The 13592-nt window shown below is 40.8% G+C and carries 17 protein-coding genes; 2 read left to right on the forward strand and 15 right to left on the reverse strand.

Annotated features, from left to right (window positions below; genetic code table 11):
- Position 1 precedes the first annotated feature (1 nt).
- From ACWIUD_RS11080 to rpmH, 11 genes are all read right to left on the reverse strand, one after another.
- On the reverse strand, positions 2–772 hold the full coding sequence (locus tag ACWIUD_RS11080) for an NADH-quinone oxidoreductase subunit C (protein ID WP_454149088.1): 771 nt from the start codon (positions 770–772) through the stop codon (positions 2–4).
- A gap of 15 nt (positions 773–787) precedes the next feature.
- A complete protein-coding gene (locus tag ACWIUD_RS11085; RefSeq protein WP_454134481.1) occupies positions 788–1267 on the reverse strand; it encodes a NuoB/complex I 20 kDa subunit family protein in 480 nt (159 codons plus the stop codon).
- Positions 1249–1638: an NAD(P)H-quinone oxidoreductase subunit 3 gene (locus ACWIUD_RS11090; RefSeq protein ID WP_454149090.1), complete on the reverse strand. Its 390-nt coding sequence runs from the start codon at positions 1636–1638 to the stop codon at positions 1249–1251. The genes ACWIUD_RS11085 and ACWIUD_RS11090 overlap by 19 nt, the downstream gene beginning before the upstream one ends.
- Positions 1639–1716: 78 nt before the next feature.
- A complete protein-coding gene (locus ACWIUD_RS11095; protein WP_454149092.1) occupies positions 1717–1953 on the reverse strand; it encodes a hypothetical protein in 237 nt (78 codons plus the stop codon).
- A 9-nt stretch (positions 1954–1962) separates the two neighbouring features.
- Complete coding sequence (locus tag ACWIUD_RS11100; RefSeq protein ID WP_454149094.1) at positions 1963–3384, reverse strand: hypothetical protein; 1422 nt, start codon at positions 3382–3384, stop codon at positions 1963–1965.
- Positions 3369–4712 carry a tRNA uridine-5-carboxymethylaminomethyl(34) synthesis GTPase MnmE gene (gene mnmE, locus ACWIUD_RS11105; protein ID WP_454149095.1) on the reverse strand — a complete coding sequence of 448 codons (1344 nt, stop codon included), beginning with the start codon at positions 4710–4712 and terminating at the stop codon, positions 3369–3371. The genes ACWIUD_RS11100 and mnmE overlap by 16 nt, the downstream gene beginning before the upstream one ends.
- Positions 4684–5607, reverse strand: a complete 924-nt coding sequence (locus ACWIUD_RS11110; RefSeq protein ID WP_454149097.1) for a Jag N-terminal domain-containing protein — start codon at positions 5605–5607, stop codon at positions 4684–4686. The genes mnmE and ACWIUD_RS11110 overlap by 29 nt, the downstream gene beginning before the upstream one ends.
- The gene (gene yidC, locus ACWIUD_RS11115) at positions 5604–7373 is read right to left on the reverse strand and encodes a membrane protein insertase YidC (protein ID WP_454149099.1); all 1770 of its coding nucleotides are present in this window, start codon (positions 7371–7373) and stop codon (positions 5604–5606) included. Before yidC ends, ACWIUD_RS11110 begins: the two co-directional genes overlap by 4 nt.
- A 2-nt stretch (positions 7374–7375) precedes the next feature.
- The gene (yidD, locus tag ACWIUD_RS11120) at positions 7376–7690 is read right to left on the reverse strand and encodes a membrane protein insertion efficiency factor YidD (RefSeq protein WP_454149101.1); all 315 of its coding nucleotides are present in this window, start codon (positions 7688–7690) and stop codon (positions 7376–7378) included.
- Positions 7687–8799, reverse strand: a complete 1113-nt coding sequence (rnpA, locus tag ACWIUD_RS11125) for a ribonuclease P protein component (protein WP_454149155.1) — start codon at positions 8797–8799, stop codon at positions 7687–7689. Before rnpA ends, yidD begins: the two co-directional genes overlap by 4 nt.
- A 49-nt stretch (positions 8800–8848) precedes the next feature.
- Positions 8849–8983: a 50S ribosomal protein L34 gene (gene rpmH / locus ACWIUD_RS11130; RefSeq protein WP_454134467.1), complete on the reverse strand. Its 135-nt coding sequence runs from the start codon at positions 8981–8983 to the stop codon at positions 8849–8851.
- Between the two features lie 112 nt (positions 8984–9095).
- Here rpmH and ACWIUD_RS11135 point away from each other — a divergent pair, with 112 nt between their 5' ends.
- The gene (locus tag ACWIUD_RS11135) at positions 9096–9662 is read left to right on the forward strand and encodes a glycosyltransferase family 39 protein (protein WP_454149103.1); all 567 of its coding nucleotides are present in this window, start codon (positions 9096–9098) and stop codon (positions 9660–9662) included.
- A gap of 47 nt (positions 9663–9709) precedes the next feature.
- The gene (locus tag ACWIUD_RS11140) at positions 9710–10627 is read left to right on the forward strand and encodes a hypothetical protein (RefSeq protein WP_454149105.1); all 918 of its coding nucleotides are present in this window, start codon (positions 9710–9712) and stop codon (positions 10625–10627) included.
- 9 nt (positions 10628–10636) lie between these two features.
- Here the strand turns inward: ACWIUD_RS11140 and ACWIUD_RS11145 are convergent, their stop codons facing one another.
- The 4 genes from ACWIUD_RS11145 to ACWIUD_RS11160 are packed head-to-tail and all read right to left on the reverse strand — an operon-like array spanning position 10637 to position 13344.
- Complete coding sequence (locus ACWIUD_RS11145) at positions 10637–10798, reverse strand: hypothetical protein (protein WP_454149107.1); 162 nt, start codon at positions 10796–10798, stop codon at positions 10637–10639.
- Between the two features lie 43 nt (positions 10799–10841).
- Complete coding sequence (waaC, locus tag ACWIUD_RS11150) at positions 10842–11981, reverse strand: lipopolysaccharide heptosyltransferase I (protein ID WP_454149109.1); 1140 nt, start codon at positions 11979–11981, stop codon at positions 10842–10844.
- Positions 11982–12344 (reverse strand): chaperone NapD, encoded by a 363-nt coding sequence (locus tag ACWIUD_RS11155; RefSeq protein WP_454149111.1) that lies wholly within the window; start codon positions 12342–12344, stop codon positions 11982–11984.
- Between the two features lie 10 nt (positions 12345–12354).
- The gene (locus tag ACWIUD_RS11160; protein WP_454149113.1) at positions 12355–13344 is read right to left on the reverse strand and encodes a hypothetical protein; all 990 of its coding nucleotides are present in this window, start codon (positions 13342–13344) and stop codon (positions 12355–12357) included.
- Positions 13345–13592 lie beyond the last annotated feature (248 nt).

A 13592-nucleotide genomic window follows, 5' to 3' on the forward strand; every position in this document is an offset into this window, starting at 1 on the left:
CTTATCGCCTTTTGTCTAATTGCTTTTGCTTTGCTTTGTCAAATTTGGTAACGACAAAAACGCCATCTTTTTCTTGGTAGCGGATTTCTGTGGGCTCATCACTTGCGCTTTTTGCTTTTGCGCCCTTTGGCACTTCAAATCCCGCAAGGGCAAAATTCATCGTATCGCTTTCATCGACAAACGCAGAATCTCGATTTTCCGCGCCCACGCTATCCCTATGCTCCACGCCAAATATTTTGTCAATCTCATACCACTGCGCGTCTTCATCGCCTTGCAATGGATAATCCTTTCGCAAGGGGTGTCCGCTCCAATCATCAGGCATAATTAGTCGCTTTAAATGCGGGTGATTTAAAAAGCGAATGCCAAACATATCATAAGCTTCTCTCTCGCACCAAAGGGCGTTTCGATAGATTTTAGTCGCTGAATCTATTTCTTTATCAGTGATTGTTTTTACGCGCACACGGGCGACTTTATCCATCGATAAAAGTTGATAAAAAACTTCAAATCTATCATCGCTCAAATGAATTGCGCTTAACTCGCTCAAAATATCAAATCCATAATCCTTCAAAATCTCTAATGCCTCCAAAATATCGTGTCGCTCCACACGCACGACTAAATTGCCTAGCTCGATAAAGGATTCAATAATCTTTATGCGACTATCCATTAGCGCCAAAATGCCTTCAAATTTGCTATTTTTCACGCTTACTTTTGGCGTCTCGCAGGGCGTTTGAAAGCGATTTTTATGATAGACTTTTTTTTGTAGATTCTGCATTTTTATACCTTGAAATTAAATCATTCGCTTTTTTTGCGGGGTTTTCACCGCTTTTGTAGCGCGAATCTTTTGCTGTAAAATCATTAGCGCGTATTGCAAAGTCTCAGGGCGCGGAGCACAGCCGGGCAGGTAAATATCAACAGGGATAATCCTATCAACGCCCTGCACGGTGGCATAAGTATTAAACATACCGCCTGTATTTGCGCAGCTACCCATCGAAATCACCCATTTTGGCTCAGGCATTTGGTCATATAAACGGCGCACAAATTCGGCGTGCTTTTTGGTAACCGTCCCTGCGACAATCATCACATCGCTTTGACGCGGAGACGCCCTAAAAATAATGCCAAATCTATCGGTATCATAGCGAGATGCGCCTGTCGCCATCATCTCAATCGCACAGCACGCAAGCCCATAAGTCATCGCCCAAAGCGAGTTTGTAGTCGCCCAATTTATCAGTTTATCCACGCTAGTTAGCGTTATTTGAGACTCTGCCATAGTAATGCCCCCTTTCTCCACGCATAAATAAATCCAAGCGTTAAAAGTGCGATAAATAAAATCATCTCAACAAATCCAAACATCCCTAATGCCTTGAAATTCACCGCCCACGGAAACATAAAAATGATTTCTACATCAAAAAGTATGAAAAGCAAAGCGATTAAATAATAATGCGTGGATATGCGGTTTTGCTGGCGGTTTGCGATGACTCCGCATTCATAGGTGCTGACTTTTAGCTTCTCGCGGGATTTTGAAGCGAGTTTATTACTCAAATACCGCTGAATCCAAAGCGTAGCACTAAATGCCCCAATCGTAATCACAAATAGCATAAATGCCCCAAAATACGGGTGCGCGAATGTTGAATGTGTCATTTTTATCCTTTAAAATTAAACTTGCGATTGTAAAATAAAAAAACTTAAATATGCAAGGGATTTTCATAATTTTGCAGTTTAGATTCTGCGAAATTCGCAGAATCTTATATTTCGCAGAATCTGCTTTAAATTTTGGCGTAAGATTCTGCGATTTTTGCGTAAGATTCTGCGATTCGCAGAATCTAGTGCATTATTTTCAGTCATTGCGAGATTCTGCGATAGCAGAATCGTGGCAATCCATATAATTTGCGAGCGTAGCGAAGCAACCATCCATATTATTTTTTGGACTGCTTCGTTGTTTTCACTTCGCCCCAAATCCCATTTTTACACCCCAAGTTCTGAAAGAAATGGCGCAGTATCGTAATTTTTGATATGCTTTGCGAGTGCGTTTAAATAATCATCGATATTTTGCGGTGTCAAAATGTGCGATTTATCCGCAATCGCACGAATTTGCGCTAAGTTCATATCCACATTATAATGCGCCCAATCGCAGTAGTTTGCGAGATTATCGGCGTATTTCAAATCATCAAATCCGTAAATTTTCGCATTTTTAAGGTTTGCCACTTCGCCCACCAAATATCGCAGAATCTCCGCAGATTCTGCGAAAATTTCATTTCCATTTCGCCCTTTGTGATACATTTCCTGCATTGGAAAAAGTGCGTAAAAAATGCGCGGATAGGGCGGGAAAATGAGATGAAATTCACTCTGCGGATTTGCGCGAATGGTTTGCAAAATATTTTTTTGCAAATAGATTTTTTGTGCTTCAAAATTTAGTCGCGTTTTTTGCGTGCTTTGCGGATGAAAGTCATTTTTTAGATATTGCCTAATTGCGGTTTTAGCGGTATTTTTCTGCCACTCTCCCCACCGCGAAACTCCGCCAAAATGCGCTTTATTTGAGCGATAAATATCATTTGTTAGCGTCTCTAAATCCTTTTTATCGCCCACGCACTCGGCACTTTTACTCCAAAAAATCGCGCATTTTATGGATTTCATATTCAAATATTTGGAGATTCTGCGGTTATAAGTCGCAGAATCTAGGCGATTTTGCCCCTCAATATCGCCATTTAGCAGAGTGTAGATATCAAGCGAAAGTATAATCTGCCTAATTTTTTTGCGCTTCATCGCAGAATCTAGCACAATTTTTCGCTCCGCAAAATCGCTTCCTTGAATGCTTAAATTTACCCACTTTCCGCCAAGTATCGCCCCCGCCTCGCTAAGTGGGGTATTTTCTAGCATCGAACTTCCCAAAATAACGCTATCAAACTCCGCAAATTCAATTATGCCCCTTGCTTGCAGGCGAATGTCGCTATGAAAGGTCTGCGCGCGAAAAATGGGTCTGTGAAACATTTGCAGTGGGTCATAAAGATAAAGCAAAATAAGAATTAGGGCAAAGCACAAGCAGTTTGCGCCAAAAATCACGGCAAAGGAAAGTGCGAAAATTTTGTGATTTTTGTCATTTTGAGATATATTTTTGTCATTCTCGCGCGGAGGCAAAGCACAAAGCGAAGAATCTCTGTTTTTTTGAGATTTTTCGCTACGCTCAAAATGACAAAGTGAATAAAAATTCGCAGAATCCAAAGATTCCCCCTCCCTTGCGGAGGGGGTTAGGGGGTGGGTATTTTGCGAATTAGATTCTGCGAAAATATCGCAATTCGCAGAATCTCGCACGAAATTCGCAGAATCTAGCGCATTTTTATGTAATTCCCCCCCCCCCGATTTGCTAATGGCATTTATTTCCCCAAGCAAAAATTGCCAAACATTTTATCTAACATTTCATCGTAATTATAGGGCTTTGTGATAGATTGAAGTGCTTTAATCGCGCAATTTATGTGGAGTGAAAAAATCTCAAAATCACCCAAATTCTCCCGCGCTGATTGCAAGGCATTTATCGCACCCTCGACGCATTCTAACTGCCTTGCCGAACCTAAAATCACGCTTTCATCATTTTGTGGTTTTAGCGAAATCGCCTCTGCAATAACTTCGCGAATCTCAAAAACGCTATCATTTTTTGTGCTAACGAAAATGGGCTGATACACGCTAAAATGCGACATATCAAGCCGTCTATCCAAATCGCTTTTGTTAATCGCTACGATGATGATTTTTCCCGCATTTTCGCCTAAAATCTGCAATATTTCCCTATCATCAAAATCCTTGCTTCCATCAAATACCGCCAAAATGATACTTGCTTCCCTTGCGATTTCTTTGCTTTTTGCGATGCCCAATGCTTCGATTTCCTCGCTACTAGCGCGAATCCCAGCTGTGTCGATTATCGTTATGACTTGATTTTCGATAGTGATTTGCGCCTCAATGCTATCTCTCGTAGTCCCCGCAATCTCGCTAACAATGGCGCGATTTTTTAAAGTGAGTGCGTTTAAAATGGAGCTTTTGCCGACATTTGGTTTGCCGATGATTGCAAGTTTGTGCCCGTTTATAATGTGCTGCATTGATTTGGAGTGCGCGTGAATTGCGCGAAGTTTAGATTCAACTGCGTCTAGATTCGCGCCTAAATCTTGCGGAATCTCATCTTCGGCATAGTCGATTAACGCCTCGCTTTGGGCTAAAATGCCAAGTAATTGCTCCCTAAAATCATCGATGGCATCTTGCAAATCGCCTTTTAGATTTTGTGCGATGAGATTTAACGCGCTCTCATTTTGCGTGGCGATTAGGTTTGCGACATTTTCTAACTGCGATAAGTTCATTTTGCCATTTAGAAGCGCGATTTTGCTAAATTCGCCACTTCGCGCCTCCCTTGCGCCAAAGTGTTTGCAAAGTGCCACAATCTTTTTTTGCAATGCGATTCCGCCGTGGCACTGAAACTCTACAATATCCTCGCCATTAAAGCTATGCGGGGCTTTGAAATAAATCACAATGCCCCTCTCGATAACTGCGCCATTTTCATCGTAGAGATATTTCAAATGCGCGTATCGTGGGGCGATTTCTGGCGATTTTGTGATTTGCTTTGCTATGTTTAGCGCGTCTGCTCCGCTTATTCGCACAATGCCAATCGCGCTAACGCCGATTGCAGTGGAGATTGCGACTATTGTGTCAAGTGATGATGATGTAGTTTTCGCCATACTCGTTTGTGTGGAGCGTAATGCTTTTATTTCGCAATTTGCTTCGTAGCTCTTTTAGCGCGATGTAGGCAAGAATCCCATCAAATGTTTTGGTGGTAAAACTCTCATTTGAATAGCGCAAATCCTCGATGATGGGCGCAAGATAATTTGCCATTTTTGCCTCTTGCTCCACCAAAAAATGCTCAATCTCCAAGCGGACGCCAAAGTCGTATTTATTGCTTATCCAATTATGCAAAAGGTAAGAAATCGCCTTGTAGCGGTAGCCTCGCTCGCCAATTAAAAGCGCAGCGTCCCGCCCACCGAAAAAAACAAAGATTGTGTTTTTATTTAGCGCGGTAACTTGAATCTCATCGATATCAAGCGGTAGATGTGAAAAAAGCTCATTTATCTCATCTTTGATTTGCGTAATCAGCGCAGAATCTAGGGCGTTTGCAGAATCTGATATATTTGACGCAGAATCTAGGGCGAAATTTGTAGAATCTGTCGAGAAATTTATAGAATCGGGCGTAAAATCTATATTGTCGTTTTGAGAATGCGAAGTGGGCGAAAAATCTCTTTTATTTTTTTGAGATATTTCGCTACGCTCAATATGACAAAAATTGGAGGATGAAGAATCTCTTAGATTCTGCGAATTTGAGCGAGATTTTGCGTTTAGATTCTGCGAAAATGGGCGAGTTTTGGGTGCTTCGCACGGATTATTATTTGTTTTGAACGAATTATTTGCTCCATTCGCTTTCACACTTGCCACGATTACCGCATCTTTTTTGCCAATGCCTAAAAATCCCTTGCTTGGCTTCTCTACGATTTCATATTCTAAATCCACGCATTGGCAGTTTAGCTTTTTGCCGGCTTCTAATAATGCTAATTCAACGCTTGGGGCAGATATCTTTATCATTTTTTATCCTTTTTTTTGGATTTTGCGCTAGATTCAGCGGTAGATTTTACGCTAGATTCTGCGCTGTGCTCGGCAATTTCTAATGCCTTGCGCTTTGCCATCATTTTATTTATTATCATTTGTTGCAATATTGAAAAAATGTTATTCACCGTCCAATACAGCATAAGCCCCGCAGGGAATGTAATCAAAAAGATTGTAAAAACAAGTGGCAAAAATTTAAAGATTTTTTCTTGCATAGGGTCGTTAAATGTCGTGGGGGAGAGCTTTTGTTGCAGATACATACTGCCACCCATTAAAATAGGCAAAATAAAATATGGGTCCATCGCACTCAAATCCTTAACCCACAACAGCCACGCAGCGTCTTTTAGCTCAACGGCATTGTAAAGCACTCGGTAAATCGCAAAAAACACAGGGATTTGCAAAAGCAAGGGCAGACAGCCACCCATAGGATTGACTTTGTGCTTTTTATACAGCTCCATAATATGCAACTGCATTTTTTGTGCATCGCCTTTGTATTTCTCTTGAATCTCTTTCATTTTTGGCGTCAAATCTTTTAGCTTTTGCATTGATACCATACCTTTGTAAGTGAGCGGATACAGCACGATTCGCACAATCAGCGTTAGTCCAATAATCGCCCACCCCCAATTTGCAAAAATGCCAAAAAGCCACGCAAGTAGCAAAAATAGCGGTTTTGCAAAAAATGTGATGATGCCATACTCCACGACATCAGTGAGGCTAGGCGAAATCGCCTTTAAATCCTTGTAATTTTTAGGACCGATATACCCGCTAAACTCCGCGCTGTCCGTTAGATAAATGTATGATAAATGATTGCCATTGCTACCTGTATCGACTATCGCATTTACCGCTCCGCTTTTGTTAAAAAGAAGCGTGGTGTAATATCTATCCGCACTTGCGATAAAATGCGCGTTGCTAAATGCGGTATTTTCGCCCTTTATATCATCGCCCTCTTCGATTTTTTCAAGCGTTTCATCGCTTTTTTTGACAATCACACCTTTAAACACATACGCACTTGAATCTGCCACAGGGCGCGAACCATTCGCCACATAGTAATTTAGCGGTTTGCTTAACTCAATCTTTATGTCATAGCTAAAATCATCATAAAAAGTTAGGATTTTTTTGATAGTGATTGCGCCAAGTCCCTTAATTTCGCCTAAATTCTGTGTCAAAGTGATTGTTTTTGCTGAATCTCCGCTAAAATCCGTGCTTTTATCTAGCGAAACTTCCGCAATATCCGCGCTGTAAGGCGTAGAAAACGCTTTGGCATTCACTTCTTTGTTTTGAAAGCGCAGTTCTAAGGGCTTTATGCTTTTGTCATCAAACAAATTTAGTGGCGTCCCATCGTCATTTGCGAACTTATGCTCTTTTAAAAGTGCCTTGTGAATGCGCCCAAACTCATCGATGTGAAATTCAGCCTTATCGCTTTTCACCACGCTAATGATTTTTGTTGAATCATCGCTAATTGGGGCATTTGGCGCACTTGCATTTTGGATTTTAGAATCAGGCGCACTTGGCGCATTTGAATTGCTTGGTGCAGAAGTCGCTTCAAAATTTGGCGTATTCGTAGAATCTGTCGCATTTGGTGCAGAATCTAGCGCATTATTTATATTATTTACGCTTTTTATCGTGGCATTCGCATCGCCATCTAGCTCCGTCTGTGGCGCGAAAAAATACATATACGGGACGATAAAAATTAGCGACAAAATTATCGCCGTAAAAATGCGTGTATTGGGTGTTTTGTTATTCATTTTTATCCTTTGAGTGATTTGATGATGTAAAATTTTTGCTTGTCGCAGGGGACAAAATAAAATGCGATTTTATCCCTGTGGCACTGCCTTTGCCAAAAAATCGAGTGTGAAAAATCTACCTTTATTTTTGGATAGGCAATGCCACCTTTAAAAAGCTGATTGCACTTTAAAATCCGCGCAAACGACTTAAAGAGCGCGATTGCAGGACTTTCAAAGCGAAAGCAAAGTGCCGCATACTCCGAGCAGGTGGGATAAAACCTACACGCCGGTGGCAAAAATGGCGAAACAAAGCGTTTGTAAAATGCTAAAATTTTCATATTTTGCCCTTTTGTGCTTTGTGACGCAAAATCGCAGAATCTAATGCGATATTTTTTCGATTAGCAGAATCTCGCCTATTTTTGGGTAAATTCGCAGAATCTAGCGCATTTTTTGTTTGATAAGCATTGCGATTCATAAACAAAACTTGCCTTTTTAGCGTGGCAAAAATGCTCTCTTTTAGCGCACTAAAGGGCATTTGCAAAATCCCATTTTTTGCAATAAAAATGCAGATGAGATTCGTGCGATTTTTGTCATCGCAAAATTTGTTTTGCAAATCGTGGCAATTTGCACTCACTTCGTCATTGCGAGGCGATTTATCGCCGAAGCAATCCACAGGATTTGCGAACGCAGTGAAGCAACCATCCAAAACCCGCGAATCTGCATTATATGAATCGTAATTTTGCAATGATGAATCTGCATTAGATTCGCCATTTTGCCATTTTGATTCACTTGAATCTTCTCGCAAAAGGGCTGCACCCCGCTCCCGCTCCCCCCGACTATTAAATTGTGTCCCCAAAAGCTGCCGCTTTTCGCTTTTAGGGGGAGTGCCTCGCTTTTCCGCTTCTAGCAAAAAATCGGCACTCGCACTACTGCTCGTTTGCTCCCGATTTTTTGCACCACGAAGCGGGCGAGTTTTGGGTGCTTCGCACGATTGATTTTTATCATTTTTGCTATCGCAAAAATTTGTAGATTGCTTCGGCGAATCTATCGATTCGCCTCGCAATGACGAATCTTTTGAATCGTTCGCAATTCTAGTATCTTGCGTGAGATTCGTGGGTTGCGCCGAAAAATTCGATTGAGATAAGACTAGTCGCCTATCGAATGAGAATTTTTCAAGCTCCCGCGAAGGTCGCGCAAGAGACGAATTGCCATTATTAAAAAATTCTCTGCAAATAGCGCGTAATCGCCTTTTGATTAGATTCCTCTCCACCGCAATGCCCACTTTTTTACTCACACTAAATCCTACAAAATCACTAGAAATCCGCCCAAATTTCGCGCAAAATTGCGCCACCAAATTTGGCTTTAAGGCGCAAACATCAAGCGTTTCTGTGCGGAATTTATAGGAATTTTTATACACAAAGTCAAATTCTTTTGTAGTTTTTAGCATTTGCACGATTCGCCTTTATTTTAAGTCCAATTTTGCGCTAAATTGCGCCCTAAACTGCAAGTCGCTTTCTGCCTTTTGCGCGTCTTGCGCGAATCACTCGCTGTCCGTTTTTTGTTTTCATTCTAGCGCGGAAGCCGTGCGTGGTCTTGCGCGGTTTGTTGTGTGGCTGATAGGTTCGTTTCATCATTTTTCCTTAATTTTTGAAATAAAAGTCGCTATTGTAGCACAAAAAATAGCGCAAAAATCTTAAAGATGTTATAATTTCGCCTTTGATTTTTTGCAAAAAGGTGGATTAAATGCCGTATTTACTAGGTTTGGTGGCGATTATTTTAAGTGCGCTAATGCTTTATAATGGGCATAATTGGGGTGGCGATTTTTCGCAATATATCGCTCAAAGTATCGCACTTGTCGATGGAAATATCCCATTGCAGGTTCAAAACAACACTTACATTATAAAAAATAGTGCTAGTGGGTTTGGTCCATATATTTATCCGTGGGGGACTAGCTTGCTTCTTGCGCCGATTTATAAAATCTTTGGATTTAATTTGGTGGCGTTTAAGGTGCTATTTTGCGTGCTTTATGGGATTTTTATTGTGATTTTTTATAATTTTTGCAGACGATTTATGAGTGCTAAAATAAGTGCCATCGCAGTGCTGTTTTTCGCGCTAAATCCTATCTTTTTGGAGTTTAATAATAATATTTTAAGCGATATCCCTTTTATGCTTTTTAGTTTTATTTCTGTGATTTATTTTGGAAGTTTGCTAGATTCTACAAATCAAATTAAAACGCAGAATCTCGCGAATTTCGCAGAATCTACGCTAGATTCTGCGAAAATAGCAAATAGGGGGGGCAGAATAGAGTAAATTTTAAGTATGCGATTTTTGGTGGGATTTTTGCTTCATTTGCGTATTTGACGCGAAATAATGGCATTGTTATTATATTGGCGTTAATGCTTTGTCAAATCATCATTTTGCTTCGCTATAAAGGGCAGATTCTGCGTTTTATGCCAAAATCGCAGAATCTAGCGCAAAAAAATCTATTTTGCGTTTTTCCGCATATTTTGCCATATATCATTTTTGTGCTAATTGTGTGGATGGCAAATACTATGCTTGGCGTGGGCGGGAGTGGGCATATCGAGATTTTATCGCAAATTAGTGTAAAAAGCATTGTTAGGAATTTTATTTATTACATTTTTATTTTTGGTGATTTTTTTGCCCTGCCAAAGTTTGACTTTAAATACAGCTATTTAGTCCCGCAAATGGGGTTTATTTTTGTGATTTTTGGCATTTCATTATTTTTGCGTGGGATAAAATTGCAGTTTGAAAAGGCAGCAATGCAAACGATTTTTATCGCACTTTTTATGCTTGGAAGCATAGGAATGCTAATCCTTTGGCCCCCGCTGCAAGGGATTAGATTTGTATTTTGCGTGTTGCCATTTATGGTGTTTTTTAGTGCGATGGGATATGAGAATATACCAAAGTATAAAATGCTATTTTGTGTGGTGATTGCGTGGTTTGCGCTGAAAGATTGCGTTTATATCACGCAAAATATCAACAATAATTTTGCCTATAAAAAATATGACGCATTTAGCGAAAATGCGAAGGGTGCGTATGATTTTATCAAGCAAAGGACGCCAAAGGACGCTGTGATTGCATTTTTCAAACCTCGTGTGCTGTATTTAAATACAAATCGCATAAGTGTTTATCGAAGCGATGATTTTAGCGGGTGCGACTTTGCTTTGGCGTATAATGGGGATTTTTCAAAACAAGAAAATTTTGTTGAAATATATAAAAATGATGAATTTATTTTGTATAAGATTTTGCGCTAGATTTTGCAACTAAATCGCAGAATCTAAATTTAAAATGCGCTTAGATTCTGCGTTTTTAGTGCAATTCGCAGAATCTTGGATTTGCAAGTGTGGGTCGGTGCTTCGCACAGACGCCACGCTCTCTTCACTCGCTCGCAATGACGACATAGGAATTTCGCAGAATCTACTCAAAAATCGCAGAATCTACTCAAAAAATCACAAAAAATCGCAGAATCTACTCCATATTCCGCGCCACACACGCAAAAATCGCACTTGGCGCAATCGTGCCAATCTCAAAATCCCCGCTTTTGCTTAAAACATAAGGATTGCCAAGCAAAATGCGTTTTAGTCGCGTGTGGCGCATATTTTTGCCACTAGATTCCCCTGCATTGCCTAGCAGTGTGATGGTTTTTGCGCCAAGCACCCATCCTAAATGCGTAATCCCCGTATCTCCGCCAATCACCACATCCATATTTTTTAGCACAAATTTTATGTTATTAAAGTCAAGTTTTGGGAGTTTTGTGGCGTTGATATTTTGTGATTTTAGTTCGCAAACAAGGGCATTTGCGCCACTTTCATTTTCACTCCAAACTACATAAATATTTATGTTTTCAAAGTGCTTTTTTAGCATTTTTGCTAGGGCGATAAATTTGGCGATTGGATAGATTTTTTCCGTGATTGACGCCTCGATGATAAATAAAAATCTTTTTGCTTTGCTTGAAAAATCGCTACTTTTATTTTGCAATGCGAGTTTTTGGTGCATTAAAAATTCATCGCCAAAGTCCGCTAGATTCTGCGAATCTATCCCAAATCCATCGCTTTTTAAATGGCGCATTTTGCGAAATTTATCTAAATTCATAATGGCGTTTTCTTGCGACTCTGCGTCCTTATTTCGTAGAATCTCGCCTAAATCCCCCACTACTGCGCTAAAAATTAGCGCAAAATTTCTCGCCAAAATATTTGCATCATAGCAAATATCCACGCACTGCGAATATAGCGCGCTTGCCACACGCTCACGGCATCCACGAGCACCAAACCCCACAAATTTTTTGCTTTTTAGCATTCGCCCAATGAGTGCTGATTTTAGCAGTCCTTGCATATCAAGCACGGCGTCAAAATCCCCGCATTTGCGCATATAGCGATAGATTCTGCAAATGCCAAGCGGGGATTTTAGATATTTTTTAAATGGCAGTGCGTGGAGCACATCAATGCAAGGCGAATCGCGCAAAATCCCGCTAAATCGCTCATCGACAAACCACTCAATTTTCGCGCCTTCGCCCAAGCACTCGCGCAAAAGTCCAAGCACACTCGCTGAAATAACGACATCGCCTAGCGCACTTAATCGCACAATGGCGATTCTGCGGAGATTTTGCATTTATTTTTCTCTTTTTTCTCTACTTTTTTTCAAGAGTCGCTCGACACTCCCGCTGTAAGGCATTTGCTCGATTGGGATTGAATCATCGTTGAGTTTATCAGGCGCCTCCGTGCTATTCATCTGCGCTATTTCATCACGCAAATCGTCCTCAAAATAAGTGTAGTGCATAGCCGCACTTATCACGCCCTGCGTCTTTTCAATGCGCTCTAATAGGGCGATTTCGCCACTTGTATCCTCCGCTTCGATTGTGGCAATGATTGTATTGCCCTCCATTAACGCCACTTCTACGCCTTCGATTTTGCGCAGATTGTCCGCCGTGCGCTCCAAATCGTTTGCTTTTATGATAATGCTTGAAATATTCATATTTTGCTCCCTATTTTGCGCTAGATTCTGCGTTTAGATTCCAAAATAGCACTTCATTGCCACCAAAAATCGCCAAAACCATATTGCTACCGCTAAAAAGCACTTGATTTAGTGGCGCATTTCCGCCTGAAAGAAGCGCAATTTTATCTAGTGAATCTACGCCAAATACCAAAATATCGCCATTTTCGTTATATCCAACCGCCCCACGCAAAGGGTGCGCCCGACTAATCGCCACGCTATATGCCATAAATTCCGTTTCCACGCGCTTAAAATTGCCACTTATTAGATTATAAGCACCACAGATTTTATCGCGTCCTGCGGTAAGTGCCACGCCTTTTGCTGTGCTAAGCGCATAGATATAATCCAAATTCGCACCATTTAAAATGCGCTCCACTTTGCCGCTTTGCAAATCAATAATATAAATCGTCCCGCCCTCTGTGGATGACAGCACTTTGTCATCATAGATTTGTAAATCCGTGAAAACCTCAAAATCTGGCTTCACACTCCACACAACCGCGTTTGTGCGGACATTATAGCGCACAATCTCAAAGCTACGAAGCCCTAGCACCACCTCATCATCGCTCACAAAAAAGGCGTTTTTGATAATGCCGTTTCGTTCGCCCAAATCGATATTTTGCAATTTGCCGTTACTAAAAATATGCAGATTCGACTTATCGGCGGTGGCTTGACTGACAATCAAAATCTTTTTGCCATCAATTGTGTGCGTGTTAAAAACGCGTGGTGGGTTAGATTCGCCCCACAAATCCACAATATTTGGCAAACGAATCAAATCCACTTTTTTGCGCGAATTTAGATTGTAAATCTCTACTTCTCCGCTATTTGTGGAGGCGTAGAGATTGTTTTTATAGACGCTAATATAATTTACCGAATCTTTGGCAGTGATTTTGTGAGATGGATTTATTTTTGGCAAATCTTTTTTAGTTAAATCCTCGCCAAAAACCGCGCTTATTAGCGTTAGTAGAAGTATAAATCTTTTCATCTGTCGCTTCCTTTTAGTGAATGATTTTAGATTCTAGCGAAAAATTAAGCGCGAATCTAGGATTCGTGGATTGCTTCGTTGCACTCATTGCATTCGTGCGCCTCGCAATGACGAAATTACAGATTCACGCAAATTTTGCAAAATTGCGTGAAAAACAATCGAAGTAATGGCGGTATGGCTTTGCACGGCGTGAAAGCCCCTTGCAAGGAAATAAGACTAATAGTCTATTGACGAAGCAAGGGGTTTTA

It is taken from the genome of Helicobacter sp. 23-1044 (assembly GCF_053654695.1).

Bases quoted from the DNA above. Each gene is read 5' to 3' on its own strand.
- ACWIUD_RS11080 (WP_454149088.1), bottom strand. From the start codon at position 772: ATGCAGAATCTACAAAAAAAAGTCTATCATAAAAATCGCTTTCAAACG.
- ACWIUD_RS11085 (WP_454134481.1), bottom strand. From the start codon at position 1,267: ATGGCAGAGTCTCAAATAACGCTAACTAGCGTGGATAAACTGATAAAT.
- ACWIUD_RS11090 (WP_454149090.1), bottom strand. From the start codon at position 1,638: ATGACACATTCAACATTCGCGCACCCGTATTTTGGGGCATTTATGCTA.
- mnmE (WP_454149095.1), bottom strand. From the start codon at position 4,712: ATGGCGAAAACTACATCATCATCACTTGACACAATAGTCGCAATCTCC.
- ACWIUD_RS11110 (WP_454149097.1), bottom strand. From the start codon at position 5,607: ATGATAAAGATATCTGCCCCAAGCGTTGAATTAGCATTATTAGAAGCC.
- yidC (WP_454149099.1), bottom strand. From the start codon at position 7,373: ATGAATAACAAAACACCCAATACACGCATTTTTACGGCGATAATTTTG.
- yidD (WP_454149101.1), bottom strand. From the start codon at position 7,690: ATGAAAATTTTAGCATTTTACAAACGCTTTGTTTCGCCATTTTTGCCA.
- rnpA (WP_454149155.1), bottom strand. From the start codon at position 8,799: ATGCTAAAAACTACAAAAGAATTTGACTTTGTGTATAAAAATTCCTAT.
- rpmH (WP_454134467.1), bottom strand. From the start codon at position 8,983: ATGAAACGAACCTATCAGCCACACAACAAACCGCGCAAGACCACGCAC.
- ACWIUD_RS11135 (WP_454149103.1), top strand. From the start codon at position 9,096: ATGCCGTATTTACTAGGTTTGGTGGCGATTATTTTAAGTGCGCTAATG.
- waaC (WP_454149109.1), bottom strand. From the start codon at position 11,981: ATGCAAAATCTCCGCAGAATCGCCATTGTGCGATTAAGTGCGCTAGGC.
- ACWIUD_RS11155 (WP_454149111.1), bottom strand. From the start codon at position 12,344: ATGAATATTTCAAGCATTATCATAAAAGCAAACGATTTGGAGCGCACG.
- ACWIUD_RS11160 (WP_454149113.1), bottom strand. From the start codon at position 13,344: ATGAAAAGATTTATACTTCTACTAACGCTAATAAGCGCGGTTTTTGGC.